Raw genomic sequence first — 26,929 nt, forward strand, 5'->3', positions numbered from 1 at the left:
CGCGTCGCCTTGACGGGTGAGGCGCGCCGGACTCCGTGCACATCCGTTACTGATCGTGCTCGATAGGTACTTCCTATCGGGCCCGACGCGCCGGGATACCCACTTCTCGATCAGGCGAATCCGTGATCCTTACTTCGCCCTTACTTCGCTACGCGTTCGACGACCCAGTCGATGCATCGGGTCAGCGCGGTGACGTCGTCGGGTTCGACGGCGGGGAACATGCCGACGCGGAGTTGGTTGCGGCCGAGTTTGCGGTACGGCTCGACGTCCACGATGCCGTTCGCCCGCAGGGTCTTGGCCACCAGCGCGGCGTCGACGGAGTCGTCGAAGTCGACGGTGCCGACCACCTGCGACCGCAGTGCGGGGTCGCTGACGAACGGCGTGGTGTAGGAGGTCTTCTCCGCCCACTCGTAGAGCCGGTTCGACGAGTCCTTCGTGCGCGCGGTGGTCCAGTCCAGGCCGCCCTGTTCGAGCATCCACTCGACCTGGTCAACCAGCAGGAACAAGGTCGCCACGGCGGGGGTGTTGTAGGTCTGATCCTTGCGAGAGTTGTCCAGGGCGGTGGGCAGCGACAGGAAGTCCGGCACCCAGCGGTCGGAGGAACCGATCTCGTTCACCCGCTCGACGGCGGCGGGCGACATCAGCGCGACCCACAGCCCGCCGTCGGAGGCGAACGATTTCTGGGGCGCGAAGTAGTAGACGTCGAAGTCGGTGGCGTTCACAGGCAGCCCACCGGCGCCTGAGGTCGCGTCGATGGCGACGAGCGCGCCGTCGCTGCCCTCGGGGCGCCGCACGGGGACGGCGACACCGGTGGAGGTCTCGTTGTGTGCCCAGGCCACCAGGTCGGCGCCCTGCTGGTAGGCGATCTCGGGCGCGCTGCCCGGCTCACCGGCCACGATGATCGAGTCGCCGAGGAACGGTGCCTTGTCGGTCACCTTGGCAAACTTCGCCGAGAACTCGCCGTAGGTGAAGTGCTGCGCGCGTTCCCGGACGAGACCGAACGCCGCCGCGTCCCAGAACGCCGTGGTACCGCCGTTGCCGAGGACGACCTCGTAACCGTCGGGCAGGCCGAACAGCTCGGTGAGTCCGGAGCGGAGCCGGCCGACGAGGGACTTGACCGGTTTCTGGCGGTGGGAGGTACCGAGGACGTTCGCTCCCTCCTTGGCGAGGTTGGCGAGCTGTTCGGGCCGAACCTTGGAAGGGCCGCACCCGAACCGGCCATCGGAGGGCTTGAGTTCTGCGGGCAGAGTCAGCTCAGCGGCTTCGGTCATGTCTCCAGTCTTCCACGTGGTGTCCGAGGGGTGAATGGTGTTTCTCACCTCTCGGGCCTCGGCTGCCAGCCTGTGTCGTCGACGCCGCCGGGGACGGGGGCCGTGGGGTCGTACGGCGTGCGGGTGAAGACGAAGGTGGCCAGGTCGAGGTAGTGGGGGCGGCCGTCGGAGTCCCTGCCGACGGTGAGGGTCTCACCTGCGTAGTAGCCGTCGAGGCCCAGCCACCGGTCGTCGTCGAGTGGCCGGAAGCGTGAGGCCCTGCCCGCGCCGACGGCGGGACCGAGGTCGAGCCACCCGTTCGGCAGCACTCGAAGGTGGTACGGCGACGGGCCCCAGTGCCACAGGCCGGTCAGCTCCAGCAGCGCGGGGTCGATGGGGGCCGGGCGCCATTCGGCGGGCAGAGGCGGTTCGTAGTCGTCGGCCATGGCGATGAGGTCGGCGGTGAGCGACAGGACGCCGATGCCCGACGTGGTGTTGGCGAACGCCACCGCGCCCGTCCGGGTCGCGGGGTCGATCATGGAGCAGGCGAGGAAACCCGGCATGGACCCGGTGTGTCCGGCCAGTCGTTTGCCGTGCACGTGGGCGAGTTGCAGGCCGAGGCCGTACCCGGCCGTCCACGAACCGCTGTCGTCGATCACGGCGGCCTCCCGCATCTCGGCCACCGTGTCGGGGTGCAGCACGTCGCCGGTGTCACCGCCCACGAACGCGGTCCAGTGGGAGAGGTCGTCGATACACGACCACAGCTGCCCGGCCGGGGCCATCGCGCCCGCGTCGTGTTCGGGTTCGGGCAGGACGACGTCGGCGAACGGGTGCACGGCGTAGCCCTGGGCGTGCCTGCCCTCGGGACGGTCGGTGGTGTGGGACATCCCCAGTGGCAGAAGGACTTCGTCGCGCACGGCCTGCAGCCAGGTGGTGCCCCGCAGCCTGGCCACGAGCTCGCCGAGTACGCCGTAGCCGACGTTGGAGTAGTGGAACCGGCGTCCGGGGCGGTGTTTGAGCTCGCTCGGGCCGAGGCTCGCGTTCAACTCGGTCCAGGTGCCGCCCGGGGCGCGTTCCCACCACGCGCCGGGCGATTCGGAGGTGAGTCCGCTGGTGTGAGCGAGCAGCTGTGCGATGGTGACGTTTTCGAACTCGGTGCCGGGTACGTGCTTTTCGAGCGGGTCGTTCAGATCGAGTCGGCCTTCGTCGCGCAGCCGCATGACGACGGCGGCGACGAGTGACTTGGTGATCGACCCGATCCGATAGAGCGTGAGGTTGTCGGGGGCCGCGCCGTCGACCTCCCCGCGTGCCGCCGACCACACGAGTTCACCGTCGCGGATCACGGCGGCGGTGAGCGACGGTGCGCGGCCGGAAGCCTGTTCGGTGGCCACGCGGCGGAGCAGGGCGAGTTCGGTGGTAGGCAGCATGGCGGCTATTGTGCCGCGTCTCACCGACTGTCCGCTGTCCGGCCGCTCTGCAGCCGGTAGATCACCCAGCCGACCGCTGCGAGCACCAGCACGAGCAGGAGCGTGCCGAGATTGAGTCCCAGTCCGTTGGTGAACACGAACGTCAAAGCGCCCGCGAACAGGCAGTAGTAGACCATCGGGATGATCGTCTTGCGGATGGTCTCGCCTTCTCTGCCCAGCAGGCCCACGGTCGCCGACGCCGCGACCACGTTGTGCACCGTGATCATGTTGCCTGCCGCGCCGCCGATGGCCTGACCGGCCACGACGGTCTCGGGCGCCACTCCGATCTGTTCGGCGGTGGAGAACTGGAACAGCGAGAACATCAGGTTGCTCACCGTGTTGCTGCCCGCCACGAAAGCGCCGAGCGCGCCGATCCACGGGGCGAGGATCGGCCAGGCGTCCCCGACGGCCGAGGCCGCGCCGTCGGCGAGGACCAACGGCATGCTCTCGTATCCCGACGAGTTCACGTCGGAGTTGATGAACACCCGCACGAGTGGCAGTGCGAACAGCAGGGCCACGGCCGTGCCCGCGATCTGTTTGCCCGCCACCTTCCACGATGCCGCGATCTGTGCCCGGTTCATCCGGTGCAGCGCGTAGGACGACACGCTCGCCACGATGAAGATGAATCCGGGCAGGTAGAACGGTTCCAGGCTCTCGTCGATCCCCGTGCCGAGGATGGCGTCGAAGTCGAGCGACAGGCCGGTGAGGAAGTCGGTGAGCGGTTCGATCGTGCGCGTCAGCACCAGCAGCGCGGCCACGAGAAGGTACGGCGCCCATGCCCGTACGGGGTGCATCGTGCGGCCCGTGACTTCGGTGTCGGGTACCACCGCGCCCATCCAATTCGGATGCCAGGTGTCGCGGGGAGCGAAGTCCCACGACCGTCGGGGCAGGAACAGGCCACGACGTGCGGCGGTGACCACGATCCCCAGGCCGATGAGGCCACCGAGCAGTGCCGGGAACTCGGGGCCGAGCACGGCGGCCACGGTGAGGTACGGCACGGTCATGGCGAACGCCGCGAACAGGGCAAACTTCCAGATGCCGAGTCCGTCGGCGAAGCGTGCCAGCCGTGGTTTGTCGTCGGCGCCGAAGAAGCCGGTGAGCAGGCAGGCGAGGAACAGCGGCATGAGTGTGCCGACGATCGCGTGGATGATGGCGGCGTCCAGCGCGATGTGGGCGATGTAGTCGGGCATGGGCAGGCCGAGAAACGACGCGCGGTCCTCGACGGCGGCACTGCCACCGAGCCCGTCGGTGACTCCCACGAGGACGGGGGTGCCCACGGCGCCGAAAGTGACGGGTGTGCTTTGGATGACCAGCCCGACCAGCACCGCTGCCATCGCGGGGAAGCCGAGTGCCAGCAGCAGTGGTGCGACCACCGCGGCGGGTGTGCCGAACCCGGAGGCGCCCTCGATGAAGCTGCCGAACAGCCAACCGATGATCACGGCCTGGACGCGCCGGTCGGTGCTGATGTCGGTGAAGGTGGCGCGGATGGTGGCCAGCGCCCCACTGTTCGCCAGCGTGCCGAGCAACAACAGCGCTCCGAACACGATGTAGAGCAGGCCCACGGCGAGGACGAGGCCCTCGATGCTGGAGGCCGCGATCGTCACCGGTTCGACGCCCCACACGAAGGCGGCGATGCTGACGACGACGGCGAATCCGATCGGCATCGCGTACTTGGCGGGCCAGCGTAGTCCGACGAGGAGGAAACCGATGACCGCGATGGGAGCCAACGCGATCAGGCTCAGCACTGCCAGGTCATCCATGCCCGTACCGCCTTCGTCGGTGGTTCAGGTGTCCCAGCGACTTTCCGCATGCCGGAATGTGATTTCTGTCATGTTGCTGGAATCACACAGTGTTACAGCGCGTTGGCCCGGCGTCAATAGTTCGAGTGGCGGGTGGTCGCCTTAGCATGAGGCGATGCGGACAACGGTGACGGCCAGCGACGGCGTGCGGTTGGCGGTGCGGGTACGGGGCCCCCGGAAAGCGCCCACGCTCGTGTGTGTACACGGATATCCGGACAACGCCACACTGTGGGACGACGTGCTACGTCATCTCCCGCAGTTCCGCGTCGTCACCTACGACGTGCGGGGCGCGGGCTTCTCCGACCGGCCTCGGCGGCAGGAGGCCTACCGGCTCGACCAGCTCGCCGAGGACCTGCGGGACGTGATCGAGGCGACCTCGCCCGACCGGCCCGTGCACCTGCTCGCCCACGACTGGGGCTCCATCCAGGTCTGGCACGCGGTGGCCGGTCCATGGTTGCGCGGCAAGGTCGCGTCGTTCACCTCGATCTCCGGGCCGCCGCTGGACCACGCCTCGCGCTGGTTGCGTTCGGGACTGCGGAACCCCCGGCGGCTTCCCGCCGTGCTGTCCCAGTTGGCGCGGTCGGGCTACATCGGTTTCTTCCAACTGCCCGGCCTGCCCGAACTGGCCTGGCGTACCGGGGTCACCGCCGCTTTGGTGCGGAGGTTCGAACCCGACGAACCGAACCCGGTGACCGCCGACGCCGTGTACGGCCTCAACCTCTACCGCGCCAACATGATGCGTGCACTCGGTCGCGGTCGGACGCCGCGTCGGGTGGACGTCCCGGTACAGGTGCTCGCGCCCCGAGCCGATCCGTTCGTCGGTGTGCCACTGCAAACCGAGCTCGGCCGGTGGGCGAAGAACCTGCGGGTGCGCTGCGTCCCCGGAGGTCATTGGGTGGTGCGTGCCGATCCCGGGAGGATCGCCGCCGCCACGGCCGAGTTCGTGACCCACATCGAGGGCGGGCCAGAGACCCGGGCACTGCGCCGCGCCCGTCGGGACCCCTCCGGACGAGCCCGGTTCGACGGCCGGCTGGTCGTGATCACCGGTGCGGGCAAGGGCATCGGCCGCGCCACCGCGCTCGAATTCGCGCGCGAAGGAGCCGATCTGGTACTCGCCGACATCGACCCCGCCTCCCTCTCCGACACGGCCGACGAGGTCCGCGGGCTAGGCATCGCGGTGACGACCCGTCGAGTCGACGTCGCCGACGGCGAGGCCATGCGCGCGTTCGCCGACTCCGTGGTCGCCGAGTGCGGCGTGCCCGACATCGTGGTGAACAACGCGGGCGTCGGACTCGCCGGGTCCGTCCTCGACACCACCGAGGAGGAGTGGCGGCGACACCTCGACGTGAACTTCTGGGGAGTGCTCCACGGGTGTCGCCTGTTCGCGGCGAGGATGGTCGAGCGAGGCGAAGGCGGTCACCTGGTCAACATCGCCTCGATGGCGGCTTACCTGCCGAACGCGACGTTGCCCGCGTACTCCACCGGCAAGGCCGCCGTCCTGATGCTCAGCGAGAGTCTGCGTGCCGAACTCGGCGCTTCCGGTATCGGGGTCAGTGCCGTGTGCCCCGGCTTCGTGGCCACGGACATCGTGAGAACCACCCGCTTCGCCGGTACCGACGAGTTCGAACAGCAGCGCAGGCGGCGCAAGGCGCAGCGATTGTTCACCGCACGCGACGCCAAGCCGGAGCTCGTGGCGAAAGCCGTGCTGCAGGCGGTGGAGCGCGACCTCGCCGTGGTGACACCCACCGTGGAGGCGAAGGCCGCGCGCCTGCTCAGCCGCTGGGTTCCCGGACTGGTGCGCGCGGCCCTGCGCAAACGGTGAGCGGTCGGATCTTCCGGTCACTCGGACCGGAAGATCCTTTTCGAAGGGCGCATCAGGGCGTGCCGGTGTCCACCACCCGTTCCCAGCCCCGAACTTCCTGTACGGGCCTGGAACCGGGTCCCACGTAGGTCGCGGACGGCCGCACGAGCCTGCCCGTGCGCTTCTGCTCCAGGATGTGGGCGGCCCATCCCGCCGTCCGCGCCGCTGTGAACATCGCGGGCATCATGGCCGGAGGTACCTGCGCGAAGTCGAGGACCACCGCGGCCCAGAACTCCACGTTCGTCTCGATCGCCCGGTCGGGACGCCGATCCCGCAGTTCGGTCAGCGCGGCCTGTTCCAACTCGGCGGCGACCTCGTACCGCGCGGCGCCGAGCTCCTTGCACGTGCGCCGCAGCACCCTCGCCCGCGGGTCCTCGGCGCGGTACACACGGTGCCCGAAACCCATCAGCCGTTCCTTGCGGTCGAGGATGCCCCGCACCACGGCGCGCGCGTCACCCGTGCGCTCCACCTCCTCAATCATCGGCAGCACCCGGGCGGGCGCACCACCGTGCAGTGGCCCGGACATCGCGCCGATCGCTCCGGAGACGGCCGCCGCGACGTCGGCGCCGGTGGAGGCGATCACCCGGGCGGTGAACGTGGAGGCGTTGAGACCGTGCTCGGCGGCCGACACCCAGTAGGCGTCGAGGGCCTTCACGTGGGCCGGTTCCGGCTCGCCCCGCCAACGCACGAGGAACCGCTCTGTGATGCCGCGTGCCTCGTCGACCCGGGACTGCGGCACTGCGGGCAGGTCGACTCCGCGTGCGGACTGGGCGATGAACGACAGCGCGATCGCCGAGACACGGGCGAGCTGGTCCCGGACCTCGGTGTCGGAGATGTCGAGTACCGGTTTCAGCCCCCACCGCGGCGCGAGCGCGGGCAACGCGGACTGGACGTCGGCGCGTACGTCACCGCTATATACGGGAATGGGAAACGGTTCGTCAGGGGCCAGGCCATTGTCGAAATGACCGTCGACGAGCAGTCCCCACACATCACCGAAGCCGACCTTGCCCGCGAGTTCCTCGATGTCCACCCCGCGATAACGCAGTGCGCCTCCGTCGCGGTCCGGTTCGGCGATCTCCGTACGGAACGCGACCACACCTTCGAGCCCCGGTCGGAAACCGTCGTCCGGTTCGTGGCTCTGTGCCTCTTCTGTCGCCGTCTGCCCGTTCTTGGTGGTTGCCATGGCAGTAGACCTTTCGTGCGAGCCGCCGTTGGTCGTCGGCGCGTGAGGCACGGGTTGCTGCGCCTCGTCGCGCGGTGGAAGTGACTTTGCCCGCATTACGAAGAGGCAGCAATCAAAAGCGTGGTGGTTTCGGTCACGATTCCGAGAACGATTCAGAAAAGCCTATCGGGGTGCGAGTGGCTCCAATCACTGTTCCTGCACTTTCGCGTTCTCGTGAGAACATTTACCGTCGGCCCCAAGCCGGGGATAACAGGTGCGGGAGGTTGGCATGGCCGAACTCGGAAACGCCACGGGCAGCATTGACGCCGCCGTGCGGTTACCCGCTATGCGGGTCGCCTACGACGGTGAGGCTCTCGAGGAATCCGATCTCGCGCAGTCCTGGGTCGAACAACTTCAGGCGTGGCTCGACGAGGCGTTGGCCCACGGTCTGGCCGAGCCCAACGCGATGGTGCTCGCCACCGCCGACGCCGACGGTCGGCCGTCCTCACGGACGGTGCTGTGCAAGGGGCTCGACGAGCGCGGCATCGTGTTCTACACCAATTACACCTCGGCCAAGAGCCACGATCTCACCGTCACGCGCTACGCGTCGGTCACGTTCCCGTGGTATCCCCTGCAGCGTCAGGTACACGTGCGTGGCGAAGTGGAGAAGGTGGACCCCGCCGAGACCGCGGCGTACTGGGCCACCCGGCCACGCGGGTCGCAGCTCGGTGCGTGGGCGTCGCCTCAGTCGAAGGTCGTCGACGGCAGGCGTGACCTCGACACCGCGTTGAACGCCATCGAACGCCGGTTCCGCGACGTCGAGCGCATCCCGGTTCCCCCGCACTGGGGCGGCTGGCGCGTCCGGCCCGAGATCGTCGAGTTCTGGCAGGGCAGGCAGGACCGGCTGCACGACCGGTTGCGGTACGTGTGCACCGAGGACGGCTGGAGTATCCAGCGCATCGCTCCCTGACGCTTTTGCGATGTGGCGGTGTGACGACGTTGCTGGAGTAGTTCGTTAGCTCGGCTAAGCTCTCTTCGCGTGAGCGAGCAGACCTCGGAAGCGCCGTCGACACCGCCCCCTTCCCCCGGACGCCTCCGCAAGTTCCTCGGCTCGGTGGTCGCCGACCGGAGGCCGCTGCGCATACCCGCGTTCCGGCGGCTGTGGGTCACCTCGATCGTGACCGCACTCGGCAGCCAGGTCACGGCCGTGGCCGTGCCCAAACAGATCTACGACATCACCGGTTCGTCGGCATACGTCGGTCTCACCGGGCTGTTCGGTCTCGTCCCGCTGTTGGTCTTCGGGCTGTGGGGCGGTGCCATCGCTGATACCGTGGACCGGCGGGTCCTTCTGCTGGTGAGCAATGTCGGTATCGCCGTCACCGCGGTGCTGCTGTGGGCTCAGGCGTTCGCCGACATCGGATCGGTATGGCTCGTGCTCGGGCTGCTCAGCGTCAACCAGGCGTTCTTCGCGGTCAACATGCCCACGCGTCAGGCCGTGGTGGCACGGGTGGTGCCCAAGCACCTGCTCGCCTCCGCCGCTGCCCTGACCAGCACGGTGACCACGTTCGGCGCCGTGTTCGGGCCGATGGCTGCCGGGGCGTTCCTGCCCGTGGTGGGCCTGTCGACACTGTACCTCGTGGACACCGTCGCGCTGATCGCCGTGCTGTGGGCGGTGTGGCGACTACCGGCGTTGCCACCGTTGTCGGGACAGATCCGCAGCGCGGGAATCCGGGATGTCCTCGCGGGCTTCCGCTACCTGGGTACCCAGAAGGTGTTGCTCGCGTCTTTCATCGTGGACATCGTCGCGATGGTGGCCGGGATGCCGCGGGCTCTGTTCCCCGAGCTCGCCGAACGCACGTTCGGCGACCCGCCGGGTGGTGGCTTCGCCCTGGGCTGGCTGTATGCGGCGATCCCGCTCGGCGCCATGCTCATCGGCGTGATGTCCGGATGGGCGCACCGGGTGAGTAGGCACGGTGTGGCCGTCGTGGTGGCCATCGCGGCCTGGGGACTTGCGATGGTCGGGTTCGGTCTGTCGCAGTCGCTGTGGCTGGCGGTCGTGTTCCTCGCGATCGGTGGTGCCGCCGACATGGTGAGTGCGATCTTCCGGCAGGCGATCCTGCAGACGGCGGCCACCGACGAGATGCGCGGGCGCATGCAGGGCGCGTTCACCGTGGTCGTCGCGGGTGGGCCACGTGTCGCGGACCTGACTCACGGATGGGCTGCCGCGGCGGTGGGCACCACCCTGGCGACATCCGGTGGGGGACTGCTCGTGGTTGTGGGTGTGGTGGTGTCGGCGTTCCTGCTGCCGGCGTTCTGGCGTTACCGGGCTCCGACGTCGAAGAAGGCGGCGAAGGAGGAGGGGCCGAGCCGACCGAGTCGGCGTAAGCGGAGAGTAGTATGATTACTACTCAATGTGCTGGCATGTGGCTTTGTGTTGCTCACGGTGGATCACTCGCTGTCGAGATAATCCGAATAGGTTTATCCAATCGGGTGAAGGGCGAGCGAATGGCGTGACTGAAAAGGACCAAAGGTCCCTCAAGTAGTTGAATCGCTTATTATCTCGGTTGCTAGTATGTCGCCATCACGTGGTCTGCGTGGACGGGCCCGCGAGTGAGGTGATGTACCAGTGTTCACCAGGGAGGGGCTCGGCGCGGTCGAACCAGGCCGAGTTGCGGCGGCGTTCGAGAGGTCCCTCGACTTCGTCGGGACTGCCACGGTCGGGACTGCCACGATCGACATCGAGCGACGAGAACGTGTTGAGTGCGCGTGTCGGTTGTTCGACCGGGCCGACCACGGGAAGGTGTTCGTCGAACCCCCGAAAGGTCGGCTTGGGGAGATCGGCGCCTCCGTCGGGAGTGCGCGGAAGGTTCCGCGAAGGCTTCTTCCGGGAAAGCGAAATATTATTCGCCTTCTCGGGGGTTGATGGCGGTTCGGCGTCTTGTCGTTCGATTTCTTCGAGAAATTTTCGATGACCTTCTGTTCGGTTGGTTTGGTTTTCGTGTGCGTCGGGGGCGACTGTTCCGGTCGCGGCCTTCCGGGTGTTTTCGGTCGTTATTCGGCGGTGTCTCTTGATTTCATTATTTTGAATATTTGTCACGATTTCGTCGCGTGTGGAGAGTGGCTTCCGGGGTCGAACCTTCCGGAGTAGCCTCCCCGAGTGATTTTCGAGCATAAATCCAATAGGTACCATTAGTGTGCTCGACAGCTGGAAGTAGTTTCCGACGTTTCCGGCCAGGCGGGTTTGGTGATGTGGTCCATGTGGCTTCTCTGAGGAGCGATCCAGTTCACGGAACATGATCCACGGGAGACTGGCAAAGGAGAAACGAGTGGAGTTCAAGCTTTTGGGGCCACTCGAGGTGGTGCATGAAGGTCGATTAATCACTCCGTCTGCGCCCAAATTGCGTAGGGTAGTGGCCCTGCTGGCCTTGCGAAGCAACCAGGTGGTCACTTTCGGACAGGTCATCGAGGAGCTGTGGGACCAGCGGCCGCCGAGCAGTGCGAGTACCACCATGCAGACCTATATCTACCAGATCCGAAAGCTTTTTCGCATGAATGACGGGGACGACGGTGAATCCTCGTTGTTGCGAACGACTCCCGGTGGATACATTCTCTCGGTGCCCTCCGAGAAACTTGACGTGGCTCAGTTCGAAAAATTGCTGAAAATCGCTCAGGAAAAACGTTCGGAAGAGGAGCTGGAAGCTGCCGCGGAAGCATACCAGTCGGCTTTGCAGATATGGCGTGGCCCGGCGCTCGGCGACATTTCTTTGGGTGCTCTTTTGCAGGCGGAGGCGGTCCGTCTGGAGGAAATCAGGAAAAGTGCTCTGGAACAGCTCCTCGATCTTTATCTTGAGCTCGGTCGGCACCAGGAGCTCATCAGCGAACTCTTGTGGCTCACCAGTAAGGAACCCACTCACGAAGGATTCTTCGCGCGGTTGATGATCGCATTGGCCCGCACCGGGCGCAGAACCGAGGCGCTCAGCGTTTATCACCGGTGCCGCCGCAATCTCATCGAACAACTCGGTCTGGAACCGTCAGCCGAATTACAGGAACTCCAACATTCGTTGCTCGCGTCCGAGGTTCCGAATCGGGAAACACAACCGGTCGTTGCCACACAACGTCGGGAGGTCGTCGCCCGCCCACCTCGCGGGCTGGTCGGCCGGGACCGGGAATACGAGCGCATCGTGAGGGAACTGACCCGTTCCCGCGACGACACCGTGTCGCCCGTGGTGTTGGTGACCGGCCCTGCCGGGGTGGGCAAGACCGCGCTGGCGTCGGCGGTCGCGCAAGAGGTCGCCCCGATGTTCCCCGACGGTCGCTTCCTGGTGGATCTGGAATGCGCGGACGGAAACCACGACGAGGAAGCGTTTCAGCGGGTTCTGGACAGCCTGCTGGCCCAGGTGGGGCTGTGCGTCGACCAGGCCGTCGGGGTGGAGGGCCGGTTACGTGCGCTGCGCGACTGGACCCGTTCCCGCCGCGTGCTGTTCGTGGTGGACAACGCGGTTGATTTGACCTCACTTCTGCCGGCGGGTTCCGGTTGCGCGGCGCTGGTTTTGACCCGGCGCAGAGCCTACGACGAGTGTGTCGACCACTTCGTCGAACTGGCCCCGTTGTCGACCGCGGAGAGCATCGAGTTGTTGACCTCGGTGCTCGGCGCGACTCGGGCGAAGGAGGACATGCGGGCCGCCGAGGAGTTGGCGGAACTGTGTGAGGGACTGCCTGCCGCGCTCCGGGCCGTGGCCGTGCGGTTGGCGACCCGACCTCACTGGACGCTGGGTCAGATGGTGCTCCGGCTGCGGGATCACCGTTGGGAGTCCGTGGAGTTCAACGTCGGCTCGCTGAACGTGTTGCGCAGCATCGAACTCACCGTGCGGTCGCTGCCACCGGACTGTCGGGACGCTTTCACCAGGCTGGCGTGCCACACCACCGAGAACGGGCTGGCGATCGAGGAAGCGGCGCTGGTTCTCGGCACCGACGTCTTCACCGCTGAGGAGATCCTCGAATGCCTGGTGGAGGCGCACCTGGCCGTTGCAGGGGCCGACGAACAGCGTGACAACGGCGCACATCCGTTCCGTTACCGCTTCTCGCGGCTGCATTGTCTCGCGGCACGGACGATGAGTACGGAAGGCAGCGCCGATCCGGCGGCTTCCGCGGGTTCGGGTGAGCAGGCGAAACGTTCGGGACGCGTGGTGCCGGGCAAGGCGACTGTGGTGGGGTTTTGAAGGGACGTTTCGACTCCACGCGAAACCTTCGGTGGAGTCGAGGGCATTCGAGGGGGCCCGAGAGCGGATCCGAGAACTTCGAAAGCTTTGAAAGCACTGCTGAGCCGATTGCCGGGTTCGCGCGCCACACCGGCATGCGGAAGAAGCACGGCCAGGGCCTTTTCGTACCCGTTGCCGTGGTCTTCCGGATAAGCAGTACACAAAGGACCGCCGTACGATACGGGCCCACGTTCGGTCCCGTCACCGGAAGCGGCGCCCGGCTACCGTTCTCTCCGGCGGGGAACGGTCGGCCCGAGTACGGTCAGGTTCTCCTCCGTCCGACAGTGGCGGTCGATTCGTGGCCACGTTCTTCGTCGCGGTGGGCCCGTGCCCGGTGCTCCAGGAACCGGGTGGTGTGTGTGCCCGCGCGGAAACTCGAATCGTCGAGCAGCTCGGAGAGATACCGTGCGGTGGTCCGGACTCCGCTTCCCGCGATCCGGAACTCGTCGAGAGCGCGACGCATCCGTTCGATCGCGAGGGCCCGGTCGGGGGCCCAGGCGACCACCTTGGCCAGTAGTGAGTCGTATTCGACGGGGACACTCCAGCCGGTGCGGGCGTGGGTGTCGACTCGCACGAACGGGCCGCCCGGTGGAACGAATTCGGTGAGGGAGCCGGCGGTGGGGGCGAAGTCCCGGTTCGGGTCCTCGGCGTTGACCCGGCACTCGATGGCGACTCCGCGCGGCTCGATCTCCGCTTGTGTGAAGCGCAGCGGCCTACCCGCGGCGATGTGCAGTTGTTCGCGAACGAGGTCGATCCCGGTGACCATCTCCGTGACCGGATGTTCGACCTGGATCCGGCAGTTGACCTCCATGAAGTAGCAGTCGTCGCCGTCGACGAGGAACTCGAAGGTGCCCGCCCCGGTGTAGCCGACCGCCTCCGCGCCCCGCACGGCCGCGCCCGTCAGGCGTTTACGTACCGCTTCGGGTAGGCGTGGAGCGGGGGTCTCCTCGATGAGTTTCTGGTGGCGACGTTGCACCGAGCAGTCCCTCTCACCCAGGTGCAGCACCGTGCCGTGTTCGTCGGCGAGGACCTGGACCTCGACGTGCCGAGCCTGCGGGCAGTACCGCTCCACGTAGACCCGGCCGTCGCCGAAGGTCGTCTGTGCCGTGGCTCGCGTCGCGTGGTAGGCGGGTACGAGGTCGTCGCCGTCCCACACGATCGTCATTCCTCGCCCACCACCTCCGGCCACCGCTTTGATGATCAGGGGGAAGCCGATCTCGGAGGCGAGTTCCACCGCCTCGGCGGCGTTGTCGACGGTGCCGAGACTCCCGGGGAGCAGCGGCATTCCCGCTTCGGCCAGCAGAGAACGGGCCTGTGCCTTGTCACCGAGCCGGGACATGAGCTCGGGGCGTGGTCCGACGAAGACGAGCCCGTTGTCCGCGCAGATCTCCGCGAAGTCCGGGTCCTCCGACAGAAAGCCGTATCCCGGGTGTATGGCCTGCGCCCCGGTCTGCCGTGCCGCCTCGATGATCGCCGGGGCGAAGAGGTAACTGCGTCGCACCGTCGATGGTCCGATGTAGACGGACCTGTCGGCAGCTCGAACCGCCGCCGAGTCCCGGTCGGCGGTGGAATACACGACGACCGTGCGCAGGCCGAGCTCCCGGCACGTCCGCACGACGCGAAGGGCGATCTCGCCCCGGTTGGCCACGAGCACGGTGTCGAAGGGCAGGTCGGTGTCGCCGCGTGGGATCATGTCCCCTCCTCGGGGGCGATCAACAGTAGAGGCTGGTCGTACTCGACGGGCTGACCATCGGACACGAGGATGTCGACGACCGTCCCCGCGACGTCGGCCTCCACCCGGTTCATCAGCTTCATGGCCTCGACGATGGCCACCTGCTGGCCCACGGAAACCCGGTCACCTACCTGCACGAACGGTTTCGCGCCGAGTTCGGGTGCCTGGTAGAAGGTGCCGACGAGAGGGGCCGTCACCGTGTGACCGGACGGGGTGGTGTCGCCGGCGTCGTCCATCTTCTCGTCGGTGTCCGCCGTTCCCCGTTCGGCATCGGCCACGAGGTCGGTGGGCCACTCGACGTCGATACTCGCCGTGCCGAGCCGGACGCTGATCCGTTGCGGCGAGCGGGGAGCGACCCGCAGTACCTCGGCGAGCCCGTCGCAGAGCTTGTTCAGGGCCGTGTCGTCGGGCACGGCCGGCTCAGCGTCCGATGCCGTGGCGCTGGATTGACGAAGAAGGATGGAGTCGCTGTGGGTCATCTTTGTCTTCCCTCCGACAGGGCTGTCGCTTGTACCCGGCCGTATGCCCGGTACCGGGCTCGCCGGTCGCGGACGAGTCGTGGACCGGGAAGCGGCAGCAGTTCACTCAGCGTCGTCAGCACCGCGTCCCGTAGCCGGGTGCTGGCCTCCATCGGGTCGGTGTGGGCACCGTCTCCCGGTTCCGGGACGACGGCGTCGACGATCCCGTGGCGCAACAGCGACGGCGCGTCCAGTTGCAGTGCCTCCGCGGCCTTCGGGGCCGCTTCCGCGGTTTTCCAGAGGATCGCCGCGCATCCCTCGGCACTGATCACGGAGTAGACGGCGTGCTCCGACAGCAGGACCCGGTCGCTGACGGCCAGTGCCAGTGCGCCGCCACTCCCGCCCTCGCCGGTGATGACCGAGACGACCGGTACCGGGAGGGCTCCCAGTTCGGCGATACAGGCGGCGATGGCTCCGGCCTGTCCCGTTTCCTCGGACTCCAGCCCGGGGTGCGCGCCGGGTGTGTCGATCAACGACACGACCGGGAGGCGTAGCTTCCTCGCCAGCCGCAGCAGGCGCAGCACCTTGCGGTAACCGTCGGCCGTCACCATCCCGAAGTCGCGTTGCACGAGTTCGTGAGTGTCGTGGCCTTTCTGGTGCCCGAGCAGCAGTACCGGTTGCCCCGACAACAGGCCGACCCCACCGACGAGAGCGGGGGAGTCGGATCCGCACCGCGAGCCGAGCAGCTCGACGAACCCACTCGTCCAGAGCCGGATGTGTTCCAATGTGGTCAACCGTTCGGGGGCGCGGGCCAGTCGCACGGTCTCCCACGCCGACCGCTTCCCGAGCCGTGCCGGCTCCCGGACCAGCAGGCGTCGGCCACATTCCGCATCGGCCGACAGGTGCGCGTCGGGTCGCGTGACGTCCAACAGCCGGGTCAACACCTGGCGCAGTTCGGCGCGAGGGTGGACGCCGTCGATGAGACCGCGATCCCGAAGGAACTCCGCGGTCTGGAAGCCTTCGGGGAGTTCCTGGTTGATCGTCTGTTTGATCACGCGTGGTCCCGCGAAGCCCAGCCGCGCACCCGGCTCCGCCAGCAGGACGTCCGACAGGGTCGCGAACGAGGCCGCGACCCCTCCGTAGGTCGGGTCGGTCACCAGAGTGATCGTCAGCAGCCCCGCCTCGTCCAACGCGGCCATCGCCTGCGCGGTCTTGGCCATCTGCATGAGGGACAGCACGCCCTCCTGCATCCGCGCCCCGCCCGAGGCCGTGACCAGCAGCAGCGGCAGGGAATCCCGCAACGCCAATTCGGCGGCGCAGGTCACGGCCTCACCGGCGGCCACTCCGAGGCTGCCGCCGAGGAAACCGAAGTCCATCACCGCCACCACCAGGGGATGTCCACCGATGCGGCCGGTCACCACGACCACGGCGTCGTCCTCGCCGGTGGAGCTCCTGGCCTCCGCCAGTCGTCGGGGATACGGGCGCGAGTCGGTGAACCGCAGGGGGTCCACCGCGGTGGGGGGTAACGGGACCTCGTGGGCGCTGTCCGGGTCGAGTAGCTGTTCGATCCGTTGCCGGGCCGTGAGCCGGGCGTGGTTACCGCAGTCCGGGCACACCCTGTGGAGGCGTACGAAGCGCTTGCGGTACAGCAAGCCGCCACAGCCCGGACAGCGCAGCCAGGGTTCTTCCTCGGGCACCTCGACCTCGAGGCGCGACGAGGTCGGCGTGAGCTGTTCTGTCATGGACACTCCTCTCTACACCGGTGCGCCGTGGCGGCCGGACGCGGTGGCCGCCACGACCCGGCCGATTCAGTAGGACGCCTTGACCTCGTAGATGCCGAACGACATCGGCAACCGGTCGTCCAGATACGGTTGGAGAGGAGCCGTTTGCTCACGGTGCTCCTGACTCTGCTCCCACCGCCGGTGTGTCTCCAAATCGCTCCACTCGCTCAGGACGATGTAGCCCGACGGATCGTGAGTGGAAGCCAGGAGTTCGTTGCGCAGCAGACCGGGAACGTGGCTGAGTCGTGGGCTCACCACGTCGTAGGCGGCGCGGATCGTCGCCTCGTCGTCACAGCGGTAGTAGACGAGTACCCGAACCCGATCAGCCATGGTCCACTCCCGTGTCGCCGCCGGCGCGCTGTGCGACCAGCTGCATGGGGACCATCGACCTGCCCGAACGGTACGGGTCCAGTTTCTCGCGGTGCCCACGGTGTGCGTCGCTTTTCTCGAATTCGCGGAAGCTGGGTTCGTCGGACCAGTCGCTGATGAGGTAGTAGATCCCGTCCTCGGTGAGGGAACGGGACAGCCATTGGCCGAGGTTCTTCGGGTTCCGGGCGACCGAGTCACCGACCTCCTGCCATACCCGTTCGAAGTCCTCCTCCTTGCCTTGTTCCACCTGCATTCGCACCATTACTCTGAACGCGGTGTCGTTCTGCCGGGACATCGGCGGCTCCTTTTCGTCGACGTGAACGGTTTTTTCGGTGGCATAGCGTGATTCGGCCGAATTCCTCGGCTCGGTGTCGGATGAAGTCGGGTGGCGTCGTGTTCGGAAGACGTTCAATCGTCGGCCGATTTCTCCGCGAAACCGGCTTCGATCTTCTCTTTGATGAGTTGCTGCTGGATCCGGGTGTTGCGGTTGAGTCGTTCCTGCATCGTCGCGTCGTCAACGGGAGCTTCGGGTTTCAGTTCGAAGTCCTGCACCCAGCGCATCCGGGTTCCGCCGTCCGCCTCGTGGTATTCCCAGAAGATCCACATGTATTTGAACGGTCCGGTCTCGACGCGTTGTGACCGCACGGTCCAGGTCGATTCGTCGGGCTTGCGGGCCGACACCCAACTCCACACCTTCCCGTTCTCGTCGGGCTGGAGTGCCAGACGGAAACGGATCGTGTCGTCGTCCCGGTCGAGGATCTCGGCGGCCGAGTACTCGCTGAACAGGTTGGGCCAATCCTCGATGTCGTTGGTGCGGTCCCACACGTATTCGATCGGGGCTTGGATGAATACCTCGTTGTCGGTGTGTCCCGTCATGCCTGTGCCTCCTCCTTCTCCGCGAGCCGTGCGCTGATGTAGTCCACAGTGGACCTCGGTGTGAGCATGTTCTCCAGTGCGTCCTCGGGTAGTTTCAGTCCGTACTCACGCTCGACCTTGCTGACGAGTTCGAGCAGCGCCAACGAGTCGTATCCCAGTTCGGTGAACTCCTCGGCCAACGACGAATCGGTGATCTCGGAATCGCCCCCGGCGGTCGCTCCCGAAGCCAGTAGGCGGTTCAGGTCCTCGATGCTGAATTTGCTCATCTGTCCTCCTTCTCGGCCGAAAGCCCGAGTACCGGGCTCTTCTCACGGGGCGCTGAGGATCAGGGCGGCGGTGAAGCCGCCGAAGCCTCTGGCCACGACGAGCGCGGTCCGCAGTGGCTGTTCCCGGGGAGCGCCGAGTACGAGGTCGATGGCGCAGCCGGGGGCGAGCCTGTGCGGGCCGACGGTGTGGGGGATGACGCCGTCGCGCAGGGACAGCAGGGCGGTGGCCACGTCGAGGGCCGCGCCCCCGCCGTACAGGCGACCGGTGAGGGTCTTCGGTGCGGTCACCGGCACGCCCTTGGGACCGAACAACTCCGTGATGGCCTCGGCCTCAGCGCGGTCCTGTTCCGGTACGCCCATGCCGTCGGCGAACAACACGTCCACGTCCTCGACGGACATCCGGGCGCGGTTGAGGGCGCGTCGGATGGTGGCCGCCAAGGCGGGTGGCCGGGACGAACCGGGCGGCGGGTCGAATCCGGCCGCATATCCCCGGATACGGCCGTAGAACCGGGCATTTCGAGCCGCCGCGTGTGTCGCGCGTTCGGCGAGCAGGATGGCCCCGCCCTCACCGGGGACGAACCCGGAGGCGTCGACGTCGAACGGCAGGTATGCCGTCGCGGGCTCGGACGCCGTGGAGAGGTGCCCGGAGGAGAGCTGCGCCACCAGCCCGTACGGGCACAACGGGGCGTCGGTGCCGCCGGTGACCACGAGGTCGACGTCGCGGACGAGGTGCCGGGCGGCCTGGCCGACCGCGTCGAGGCCACCGGCCTGCTCGCCGCAGACCACGCCGCACGGTCCCCGCATCCCGTGGCGGATCGAGATCTGCCCGGTGGTCGCGGCGTAGAACCAGGCGATGGACTGGTAGGCGCTGACCCACTGCGGGCCCTTGGCGTAGAGCCGTTCCATCTCGTGTTGGCCGAATTCCGTTCCGCCGGACGAGCTGGCGGTGACCACGGCCATCGAGTACTCGGGTTCGGCGGCCGGATCGATCCCCGCGTCCGCGAGTGCCTGATCGGTCGCGGCGAGTGCAAGGTGCGACCAGCGGTCCGTCTGTGGGATCAGCCTGCGCGGCACGTACTCCTCGGCGGTGAAGCCGGGGACCTGTCCGGCCAGCCGCACCGGGTAGGGCGTGGCGTCGAACAGGGTGGTCCCGCTGATCCCGGACTTACCCGTGAGCACGCTTCGCCAGTGTTGCTCCGTTCCGATACCGGTCGGCGCCAGGACACCGATACCGGTGATCACCGGGGACTGTGCTGCCGACGGCGTCATGGTCACGCGGCCTCCTTCGGTCGGTCCCGGCCCGACCGGGCGAGCAGGATCGCGCTCTGGAAACCACCGAAACCGCTGCCGACGCTGAGCACGACGTCCAGCCCGGCTTCCCGGGCGCTGTTCGGGACGTAGTCCAGGTCGCATTCGGGGTCGCGTGTGTGCAGGTTGGCCGTCGGCGGGACGACCTGCCTGTCCAGGGCCAGTGCGCAAGCGGCGACCTCGATCGAACCGATCGCGCCGAGCGAGTGCCCGATCATCGACTTGATCGAGCTGACCGGCACCTCGTAAGCGTGTTGTCCGAGGCTGCGCTTGAACGCCGCCGTCTCGTGCCGATCGTTCTGTTTGGTCCCCGAACCGTGCGCGTTGATGTAGTCCACGGCGGACGGGTCCAATCGCGCTTGGTCGAGTGCGACCGTGATGGCCTCGGCCATCTCCCGGCCGTCCGGCTTCAGCCCGGTCATGTGGAACGCGTTGCTGCGACTGGCGAATCCGACGAGTTCGGCGTAGATCCGAGCGGACCTGGCCCTGGCGTGTTCGCTGCGTTCCAGCACCAGTACCGCGGCCCCCTCGCCGAGCACGAAACCGTCGCGCTCGGCGTCGAAAGGGCGGGAAGCGTGTTTGGGGTCCTCGTTGTTGGGGCTGGTGGCCTTGATCGCGTCGAAGCAGGCGGACGTGATCGGTGACAACGGTGCGTCGGTGGCTCCGGCGATCACGATGTCGGCGTCACCGTCCTCGATCAGCCGCATGCCGTGTCCCACGGCGTCGAGTCCGGAGGTGCACCCGGTGGAGACGAGGGTGACCGGCCCCTCGGCGCCGACCTCCCAAGCCGTCTCGACGGCGATCGTGCTCGGCACCATGTAGCCGTAGAGGTGCGGAACGCCGTACTCGTGGTCGACCAGCCAGCGGCGTCCGTCGTCGGAGAGTACCGCGTACTCCTGTTCCAGGCCGATGGTGCAGCCGACGGCGCTTCCGATGCTGATGGCGACTCGTCCCGGGGCGGAGGAGGACAGGTCGATCCCGCTGTCCGCTACGGCCTCCCGAGTGCAGGCCACCGCGAACTGGGCCGCCCTGTCCATTCGCCTGCGCTGCTGGGAGGTGAGGCCCGCCGCAGCGGGATCGAACGTTCCGCACTCGGCGGCCACCTGGGAGCGGAAGGGCTCCGGGTCGAACACGGTGATGCGCCGTGTCGCCGTCCGGCCCGCGCAGAGCAGCTCCCAGAAAGCCTCTCGCGAGGCGCCGCCCGGTGCGACGACGCCGATGCCGGTGATGGCTACTCCGGTCATCGTGGCGAGTCCTCCGCCGAATCGCTCACCCGGGGGTGCGCTTCGAGTGGGTTGAGGGCTTCCTCGGTGTCCACGTGGCCGAGGTCCGGGCGGGGAGCGAGTGGACTCAGGTGGAACACCGCGTGCGCGCGTGAGGTTCCGACGTTGACGAGTCGATGGCGCATCCCGATCGGCACGAGCAGCGAGTCTCCCGCCTTCAGCGGTACCGTTTCGCCGTCGAGACGCATTTCGAGGTCACCGGAGACGACGTGGAGGAACTCCTCCGAGTAGGGGTGGTAGTGCTCGGTGACGAACTCGTCGGGATCCAGGAAGAGCACACCACCGAACCCCGACATCGAGCCCACCGTCTTCGGGCTGAGAGTGACCCGCAGGTCTCCGCCTCGCCGACGATTCGCGGGCACGTCGGTCATCGAGATCTTGGTTTTGTCGGCTCTGGTCATCGGTTCTCTCCCATGTGCCGGCCGCGTACGGGGTGGATGGTGTGTCCCGATTCGGGAGTCCAGGAGTAGAACGGCACGGCCATCGCGTCCTTCGGCTGCTTCCAGTCCGGGTCGAAGGGGGAGATGAAAGCGCCGAGTTTGGTGTTGATGTCGGCGTACAGTTCTCCTTGCCGTGCCTTGTCCAGGTTGGGGTTGATGTCGTCGCCGGACTCGACGAGATGGAAGTACAAGCCGTGGAACGCGAACAGGGTCCGCCGGGTCACCCCGACCAAGTGTGGTAGTTCGGTGCTGTCGGATTCGGCGAACACGTTGGCGACGGCGTCCGAATCCTGCTGATTCATGCGAGCTACGATCAACGTTCGGTGCACTGTGGTCTCCTGTGGGCCTGGCGGTCGACGTCACGGAAAAGCTTGACAGCACGGTCTAGAGACGCACTCGAAACGAGAATCGACTGGCTTTCGAGCGGAGGTGGCGGCCGTTCTCGTGGTGTCGTTCTCCGTCAGCGGGCCGACCGGGACGGCGTCGTCGACGATCGTCCCTGCTGGGAGCGCTTGCGCCGACGACGGGAAAGCTCAGTCTCATTAGGACTGAATGGTCGGACTGTGCTGGAACGCGAGCCGGACCCCGGTTCCGTACGGCTCGGGAGTCGCTGAATGGCGGTCAGCATTTTCGGCCGATCGGGCGGCGGTTTTCGTCGTGTACCGGGGTGTTCGAGCGTTCATCGTCGATCGGTGTTCGGATCGAGTGCGGGACCAGCGCGCTTCGAGGGCTCGATGGCAACGTCTGTCCGTGCGAGTTCGCGGAAGTCGCCGGAGCAGCCCGGTCGGTGAGGATGCCGGTGAGGGGGCTGTCGTCCGCTTCGACCGACCGGACGGCGGTGAAGGGAGTCCGATGAGAACGGGGAAGTGAGTGATCGCTTCCGGAATTTTATGATTCCTTTGTGGACTTACAGCTGGGGTGGGCGTGACGACGGTCCGGTGATGGCTTTGCGCGGACCGTTCGACCCGCTCGTTCGAGAAAGCCCAGCCGTGATCGACGACAGAAGGGAAAGAGCCATGCCGTACGCAGCGATCAGCTACCGGGTCAAAGAGGGCTACGAGGACGAGCTCGCCGAACTCTTCGCGAACATCGGTCGGGTCAGTTCGCCGGTGCTGCACGACGAGTCCGGAAACGAGGTCGGCAAACTTCTCGGAACCGCTGTGTTCATCGAAGGCCCCATGATCGTCCGGTTCATCCACTATTCGGGTGGCACCTTGGCCGATGTGGGTCGACACATGTCGAACCAACCCGCCATACACGCCTTCGAGGAGGAGCTACAGCCGTATCTGGCGCAAGCGCGGGACACGACGAGCCCGGAGGCGTTCCGGCAATTCTTCGCCAAGAGCACCATGCGCTGTCTCACCCAGGTCTCCGTGGACACCTTGAAGCCCGAGGCGACGAGCGAAGGGGTTGAATTGGAGTAGAACCGGCTCGGTGGGCCCGCATCCCGCCGAGGTGGTCGGCGGATCGGTGCGAGGCCACCGGAGACGATCGACCTCGACGCGCGGCCGGGGCGATCGGTCCGGCCGCCGACAGGCCGGTATCGTTCGCCTCATGGCGAATCCGACGGGGGAACAGTTCGAACTGACCAGGGGAAATGCTCGCGCCGTGGTCACCGAGATCGGCGCGGGGCTACGGGCTTTCGAGATCAACAAGGTGCCGTACCTGGAGACGTTCGAGGCGGACGCGGAGCCCCCGAAGGCGGCGGGGCAGGTGTTGCTGCCGTGGCCCAACCGCACGAAGGGCGCACGCTGGGCCTTCGACGGTGAACCGCAGGAGCTGGAGGTCACCGAGGAGGCACGCGGTAATGCCATCCACGGGTTGGTGCGGGACAAGGAATGGGAACTGCTCGAACACGGTGAGTGGTTCATCCGGCTCGCCGTGGAGATCGGTGCCGCGCCCGGTTGGCCGGTTCCCCTGCACGCGGAGATCCTTTACGAGTTGGCCCCACGTGGGCTGGCCGTCACGCACGAGGTGCGCAACGAGGGCGACAAGGCCATCGGTTTCGGGGTGGGCGTGCACCCGTATCCGCGGATCGGCGATGTGCCCACCGACGAGTTGACGTTGACGCTGGCCGCCTTGCGCGTGCGCCCCTACGTGGCCGACGAGCAGTTGCCGTTCGGTGAGGAGATCGACGTCGAGGGCACCGACTACGACTTGCGCGAAGGCCGGATCGTGGGCGGCCTGGACCTGGACACCGCGTTCGGTGGCCTGACGCCGCACGCCGACGGTAGGCACCACCATCTGCTGTCCCACGGCGACACGACGCTGGACCTGTGGGCGGACGCCGATTTCGGGTGGGTACAGGTGTTTACCCCGTCGGACTATCCGGGACGGGGCAGGGCGATCGCGATCGAACCCATGACATGCCCCGCCGATGCGTTGAATTCGGGAACCGATCTCATCACTTTGGAACCCGGCGCCTCGTGGCGGGGCAGCTGGGGAATCCAAGTGGATATTCGTTAGCGTAACGAACTATGACAACTGCGATCATTGGTGGTTACGTGGTGCCCGTCGACGGTGAGCCGATCGACGGCGGGACTGTGCTGATGGACCACGGCAAGATCGTCGCGGTGGGCACGCAGGCCGACGTGGAGGTGCCCGACGACGCCGAACTCGTCGACGCCTCCGGCTCCTGGGTACTGCCCGGTTTCATCGACGCGCACGCGCACCTGGGCGTCCACGAGGACGGCGAGGGCTGGTCGGGTGACGACACCAACGAGATGACCGACCCCAACGGCGCCCGGTTCCGGGCCATCGACGGCATCGACCCGTACGAGATCGGGTTCGACGACGCGTTGGCCGGCGGCGTCACCAGCGTGGTGATCAAGCCGGGTTCCGGTAACCCCATCGGCGGGGAGACGGTCGGCGTCAAGACCTGGGGCCGCACGGTGGTCGACATGCTGTTCGCCGAGCAGGTCAGTGTCAAAAGCGCCCTTGGGGAGAACCCCAAGCGGATCTACGGCGGTAAGGACAAGACCCCGTCCACGCGCCTCGGGGTGGCCGCGGTGCTGCGGGAGGCGTTCACCGAAGCGCGCAACTACGCCGCCAAACGTGAGCACGCTCGCGCGGAGGGCAAGCCGTTCGAGGTCGACCTCGCGCTGGAGACCCTCTCCCGGGTCCTCGATGGCGAGTTGTACTGGGACCAGCACACCCACCGCGCCGACGACATCGTCACGGCCGTGCGGCTGGCCGAGGAGTTCGGCTACAAGCTGGTCGTCAACCACGGCACCGAGGGACACCTCGTCGCCGACTTCCTCGCCGAGCGCGACATCCCGGTGATCCTGGGGCCGCTGTTCACCACGAGGTCGAAGGTCGAGCTGCGTCACCGCACCCTACGGGCGGCGGGCATCCTCGCCCGGGCCGGCGTGCGGGTGGCGATCACCACCGACCACCCGGTGATCCCGATCAACTTCCTCGTCCACCAGGCCACGCTCGCGGTCAAGGAAGGTCTGGACCCGGAGACAGCGCTGCGTACGCTGACCGTCAACCCCGCCCAGATACTCGGCCTCGACGACCGTGTGGGCGCGCTCAAGCCGGGGCTGGACGCCGATGTGGTGATCTGGTCGGGTGACCCGCTCGACGTCATGAACCGTGCTTTGCGCGTGTTCGTCCGAGGCCGCGAGGTGTATCACTTCGACGAGTCCACGGGCGAGGGCGTCGTCGCCGAGCGCAGGTACCGGGAGTAGGCACCCGCGAGTGAAGTCGAACGGGGCCGGGCGAGGATCGTGTCCTGCCCGGCCCCGCACAGTCTTCGGTTCGCGCGGCCGCCTCACACCGCCGACTTGCGCAGCTCCCGCGCGATGACCATGCGCTGGATCTGGTTGGTGCCCTCGAAGATCTGCGGCACCTTCGCCTCGCGCATGTACCGCTCGACCGGGAAGTCACGGGTGTATCCGGCCCCGCCGAGTATCTGCACGGCGTCCGTGGTCACCTTCATGGCGGCGTCGGTGGCCACCAGCTTCGCCACCGACGACTGTCGCTGGAAGGGCATTCCCTGGTCCCTTCGGCGTGCGGCGTCGAGATAGGTCGCGCGGGCCGATTCCACGGCGGCGGCCATGTCGGCGAGCAGGAACTCCAACCCTTGGAAGTCGATGATCGGCTTGCCGAACTGGGTGCGCTGTTTGGCGTAGGCGACGGCTTCGTCGAGAGCGGCTTGCGCCAATCCCACCGAGCACGCGGCGATGCCGAGGCGCCCGGACGCCAGTGACGACAGCGCGATCTTCAGGCCCTCGCCCTCGGCGCCGATGAGCTGGTCGGCGCCCACCCGGGCGTCCTCGAAGACCATCTGTGCCGTGGTGGACCCGGTGAGGCCCATCTTCCGTTCGGGCGGTGCGGCCGACATGCCTGGCGTGTCCGAGTCCACGAGCAGGCAGCTGATGCCTTTGCCGCCGTCGTCCGACGTGCGCACCATCGTCGTGTAGTAGTCGGCGTGTCCGCCGTGGGTGGTCCACGCCTTCACCCCGTTGATCACGTAGGTGTCGCCGTCCCGCTGGGCCCGGGTGGACAGAGCGGCGGCGTCCGACCCGGCATGGGGTTCCGACAGCGCGTACGCGCCCAAAAGGTCGCCGCCCAGCATGGCGGGCAACCAGCGGTCGCGTTGTTCGTCGCTGCCGTAGTGGGCCAGCGCGTAGCACGACATCGTGTGCACCGACAGGCCGACGCCGACCGACATCCACGCCGCGGCGATCTCCTCCAGTACCTGGAGGTACACCTCGTAGGGCACCTCGCCGCCACCCCAGCGTTCCGAGTAGGGAAGTCCCAGCAGGCCGGCCGAACCCAGGATGCGGAACTGTTCGCGGGGGAAGAGTTCCTTCTCCTCGTATTCGGTGGCCAGGGGAGCCAGTTCCTCGCGAGCGATCTCGCGGGTGAGGGACAGCAGGTCCTCGGACTCGGTGTCGGGGAGCAGACGTTGCACGGTGGGCCTTGTGGGCCGCGTGGACGCTGTGGGCATTACTGTCTCCGAAGGTGTACTGCGGATAGTACTGAAGTTCCTTTTAGAGTACTACAACGTACGATGGTGACCATGCACTCGACCGGCCCTCGCACGCGACGGCAGCACGCGTTGCTCGTCGAACTGGAGGAGTTGTTCCTCGCCGAGGGCTTTTCGGCTTTCACCCTCGACGACCTGGCGGCGAAGCTGCGCTGTTCCAAGACCACGCTGTACGCGCTGGCGCCGAGCAAGGAGCAGCTCTCGGCGAAGGTCGTCGCGCATTTCTTCAAGGGCGCGGCCGAGCGCATCGAAGCCCGAGTGGCGGGAATCGACGACGCCGCGACGGCCGTGCGCACCTATCTCGCAGGGGTTTCCGCAGAGCTGGACCGGGCGTCGGCGGTGTTCATGGCCGATGTTGCCTCGTTCGAGCCCGCACGGGCCGTCTACGCGTTCAATTCCGAAGCCGCGGCGCGCCGTATCCGCCAGTTCATCGCCGACGGTGTCGAGCAGGGGGTCTTCCGCGACGACCATGCCGACGCCATCGCCGAGATGGCCGGAATCCTCGTCGAGTCGATCCAGTCGGGGGTCGTGGGTGCGCGGGCGGGCACCACCGACGCCGAGGCGTTCGACGCGCTGGCGGAGTTGTTGCTGGGCGGCCTGCGGCGGGATGCTCCGGGCTGACTCACC

The 26,929-nt window shown here is 67.1% G+C and carries 25 protein-coding genes; 8 read left to right on the forward strand and 17 right to left on the reverse strand.

What is annotated here, in order from left to right:
- Positions 1-140: 140 nt before the first annotated feature.
- Genes serC through M7H19_RS13295 form a run of 3 tightly spaced genes read right to left on the reverse strand, consistent with a single transcriptional unit; the run spans position 141 to position 4,476 of the window.
- A complete protein-coding gene (serC, locus tag M7H19_RS13285; protein WP_298181149.1) occupies positions 141-1,271 on the reverse strand; it encodes a phosphoserine transaminase in 1,131 nt (376 codons plus the stop codon).
- A gap of 44 nt (positions 1,272-1,315) precedes the next feature.
- On the reverse strand, positions 1,316-2,677 hold the full coding sequence (locus tag M7H19_RS13290; protein WP_298181151.1) for a serine hydrolase domain-containing protein: 1,362 nt from the start codon (positions 2,675-2,677) through the stop codon (positions 1,316-1,318).
- Between the two features lie 20 nt (positions 2,678-2,697).
- Complete coding sequence (locus M7H19_RS13295) at positions 2,698-4,476, reverse strand: L-lactate permease (RefSeq protein ID WP_298181153.1); 1,779 nt, start codon at positions 4,474-4,476, stop codon at positions 2,698-2,700.
- 154 nt (positions 4,477-4,630) lie between these two features.
- Between M7H19_RS13295 and M7H19_RS13300 the strand changes: the two genes are divergently transcribed.
- The gene (locus M7H19_RS13300) at positions 4,631-6,337 is read left to right on the forward strand and encodes an SDR family oxidoreductase (protein ID WP_298181155.1); all 1,707 of its coding nucleotides are present in this window, start codon (positions 4,631-4,633) and stop codon (positions 6,335-6,337) included.
- Between the two features lie 52 nt (positions 6,338-6,389).
- Here M7H19_RS13300 and M7H19_RS13305 read toward each other — a convergent pair whose 3' ends face one another.
- Positions 6,390-7,559, reverse strand: a complete 1,170-nt coding sequence (locus tag M7H19_RS13305) for a citrate synthase 2 (protein ID WP_298181157.1) — start codon at positions 7,557-7,559, stop codon at positions 6,390-6,392.
- A gap of 268 nt (positions 7,560-7,827) precedes the next feature.
- On the opposite strand from M7H19_RS13305, the gene pdxH reads away from it, so the two are divergent.
- Positions 7,828-8,508 carry a pyridoxamine 5'-phosphate oxidase gene (pdxH, locus tag M7H19_RS13310; protein ID WP_298181159.1) on the forward strand — a complete coding sequence of 227 codons (681 nt, stop codon included), beginning with the start codon at positions 7,828-7,830 and terminating at the stop codon, positions 8,506-8,508.
- A gap of 69 nt (positions 8,509-8,577) precedes the next feature.
- Complete coding sequence (locus tag M7H19_RS13315) at positions 8,578-9,939, forward strand: MFS transporter (protein WP_298181161.1); 1,362 nt, start codon at positions 8,578-8,580, stop codon at positions 9,937-9,939.
- Positions 9,940-10,119: 180 nt separating this feature from the next.
- Here M7H19_RS13315 and M7H19_RS13320 read toward each other — a convergent pair whose 3' ends face one another.
- Positions 10,120-10,635: a hypothetical protein gene (locus M7H19_RS13320; RefSeq protein WP_298181162.1), complete on the reverse strand. Its 516-nt coding sequence runs from the start codon at positions 10,633-10,635 to the stop codon at positions 10,120-10,122.
- A 196-nt stretch (positions 10,636-10,831) separates the two neighbouring features.
- On the opposite strand from M7H19_RS13320, the gene M7H19_RS13325 reads away from it, so the two are divergent.
- The gene (locus M7H19_RS13325) at positions 10,832-12,757 is read left to right on the forward strand and encodes a BTAD domain-containing putative transcriptional regulator (protein WP_298181164.1); all 1,926 of its coding nucleotides are present in this window, start codon (positions 10,832-10,834) and stop codon (positions 12,755-12,757) included.
- 301 nt (positions 12,758-13,058) lie between these two features.
- On the opposite strand, the gene M7H19_RS13330 is transcribed toward M7H19_RS13325, so the two are convergent.
- From M7H19_RS13330 to M7H19_RS13380, 11 genes are all read right to left on the reverse strand, one after another.
- Positions 13,059-14,489 carry an acetyl-CoA carboxylase biotin carboxylase subunit gene (locus tag M7H19_RS13330; protein ID WP_298181166.1) on the reverse strand — a complete coding sequence of 477 codons (1,431 nt, stop codon included), beginning with the start codon at positions 14,487-14,489 and terminating at the stop codon, positions 13,059-13,061.
- Positions 14,486-15,007, reverse strand: a complete 522-nt coding sequence (gene accB, locus M7H19_RS13335) for an acetyl-CoA carboxylase biotin carboxyl carrier protein (RefSeq protein ID WP_298181167.1) — start codon at positions 15,005-15,007, stop codon at positions 14,486-14,488. Before accB ends, M7H19_RS13330 begins: the two co-directional genes overlap by 4 nt.
- On the reverse strand, positions 15,004-16,728 hold the full coding sequence (accD, locus tag M7H19_RS13340) for an acetyl-CoA carboxylase, carboxyltransferase subunit beta (RefSeq protein ID WP_298181169.1): 1,725 nt from the start codon (positions 16,726-16,728) through the stop codon (positions 15,004-15,006). Before accD ends, accB begins: the two co-directional genes overlap by 4 nt.
- A gap of 66 nt (positions 16,729-16,794) precedes the next feature.
- Positions 16,795-17,097, reverse strand: a complete 303-nt coding sequence (locus M7H19_RS13345) for an antibiotic biosynthesis monooxygenase (RefSeq protein ID WP_298181170.1) — start codon at positions 17,095-17,097, stop codon at positions 16,795-16,797.
- Complete coding sequence (locus M7H19_RS13350; protein WP_298181173.1) at positions 17,090-17,431, reverse strand: antibiotic biosynthesis monooxygenase family protein; 342 nt, start codon at positions 17,429-17,431, stop codon at positions 17,090-17,092. The genes M7H19_RS13345 and M7H19_RS13350 overlap by 8 nt, the downstream gene beginning before the upstream one ends.
- 113 nt (positions 17,432-17,544) lie before the next feature.
- On the reverse strand, positions 17,545-18,012 hold the full coding sequence (locus M7H19_RS13355; protein WP_298181175.1) for an SRPBCC family protein: 468 nt from the start codon (positions 18,010-18,012) through the stop codon (positions 17,545-17,547).
- Positions 18,009-18,278 carry an acyl carrier protein gene (locus tag M7H19_RS13360; protein ID WP_298181177.1) on the reverse strand — a complete coding sequence of 90 codons (270 nt, stop codon included), beginning with the start codon at positions 18,276-18,278 and terminating at the stop codon, positions 18,009-18,011. The genes M7H19_RS13355 and M7H19_RS13360 overlap by 4 nt, the downstream gene beginning before the upstream one ends.
- Before the next feature lie 42 nt (positions 18,279-18,320).
- The gene (locus M7H19_RS13365) at positions 18,321-19,547 is read right to left on the reverse strand and encodes a ketosynthase chain-length factor (RefSeq protein ID WP_298181239.1); all 1,227 of its coding nucleotides are present in this window, start codon (positions 19,545-19,547) and stop codon (positions 18,321-18,323) included.
- 2 nt (positions 19,548-19,549) lie between these two features.
- Positions 19,550-20,830 carry a beta-ketoacyl-[acyl-carrier-protein] synthase family protein gene (locus M7H19_RS13370; protein ID WP_298181179.1) on the reverse strand — a complete coding sequence of 427 codons (1,281 nt, stop codon included), beginning with the start codon at positions 20,828-20,830 and terminating at the stop codon, positions 19,550-19,552.
- Positions 20,827-21,270 carry a cupin domain-containing protein gene (locus M7H19_RS13375; RefSeq protein ID WP_298181180.1) on the reverse strand — a complete coding sequence of 148 codons (444 nt, stop codon included), beginning with the start codon at positions 21,268-21,270 and terminating at the stop codon, positions 20,827-20,829. The genes M7H19_RS13370 and M7H19_RS13375 overlap by 4 nt, the downstream gene beginning before the upstream one ends.
- Positions 21,267-21,638, reverse strand: coding sequence for a TcmI family type II polyketide cyclase (locus M7H19_RS13380; protein WP_298181182.1), 372 nt, complete (start codon positions 21,636-21,638; stop codon positions 21,267-21,269). The genes M7H19_RS13375 and M7H19_RS13380 overlap by 4 nt, the downstream gene beginning before the upstream one ends.
- Before the next feature lie 687 nt (positions 21,639-22,325).
- Between M7H19_RS13380 and M7H19_RS13385 the strand changes: the two genes are divergently transcribed.
- From M7H19_RS13385 to M7H19_RS13395, 3 genes are all read left to right on the forward strand, one after another.
- Positions 22,326-22,733, forward strand: a complete 408-nt coding sequence (locus tag M7H19_RS13385; protein ID WP_298181183.1) for a SchA/CurD-like domain-containing protein — start codon at positions 22,326-22,328, stop codon at positions 22,731-22,733.
- Between the two features lie 130 nt (positions 22,734-22,863).
- Positions 22,864-23,775 carry an aldose 1-epimerase family protein gene (locus tag M7H19_RS13390; protein ID WP_298181185.1) on the forward strand — a complete coding sequence of 304 codons (912 nt, stop codon included), beginning with the start codon at positions 22,864-22,866 and terminating at the stop codon, positions 23,773-23,775.
- Positions 23,776-23,786: 11 nt separating this feature from the next.
- Entirely contained in the window at positions 23,787-24,998 is a 1,212-nt protein-coding gene (locus tag M7H19_RS13395; protein ID WP_298181186.1) for an amidohydrolase, read from the forward strand.
- 83 nt (positions 24,999-25,081) lie between these two features.
- Here M7H19_RS13395 and M7H19_RS13400 read toward each other — a convergent pair whose 3' ends face one another.
- A complete protein-coding gene (locus M7H19_RS13400; RefSeq protein WP_298181188.1) occupies positions 25,082-26,263 on the reverse strand; it encodes an acyl-CoA dehydrogenase family protein in 1,182 nt (393 codons plus the stop codon).
- A gap of 72 nt (positions 26,264-26,335) precedes the next feature.
- On the opposite strand from M7H19_RS13400, the gene M7H19_RS13405 reads away from it, so the two are divergent.
- Positions 26,336-26,923, forward strand: coding sequence for a TetR/AcrR family transcriptional regulator (locus M7H19_RS13405; protein WP_298181189.1), 588 nt, complete (start codon positions 26,336-26,338; stop codon positions 26,921-26,923).
- Positions 26,924-26,929 lie beyond the last annotated feature (6 nt).

Origin of the sequence: Saccharomonospora sp., from assembly GCF_027317685.1 — a bacterium.
Lineage (GTDB): Bacteria > Actinomycetota > Actinomycetes > Mycobacteriales > Pseudonocardiaceae > Saccharomonospora.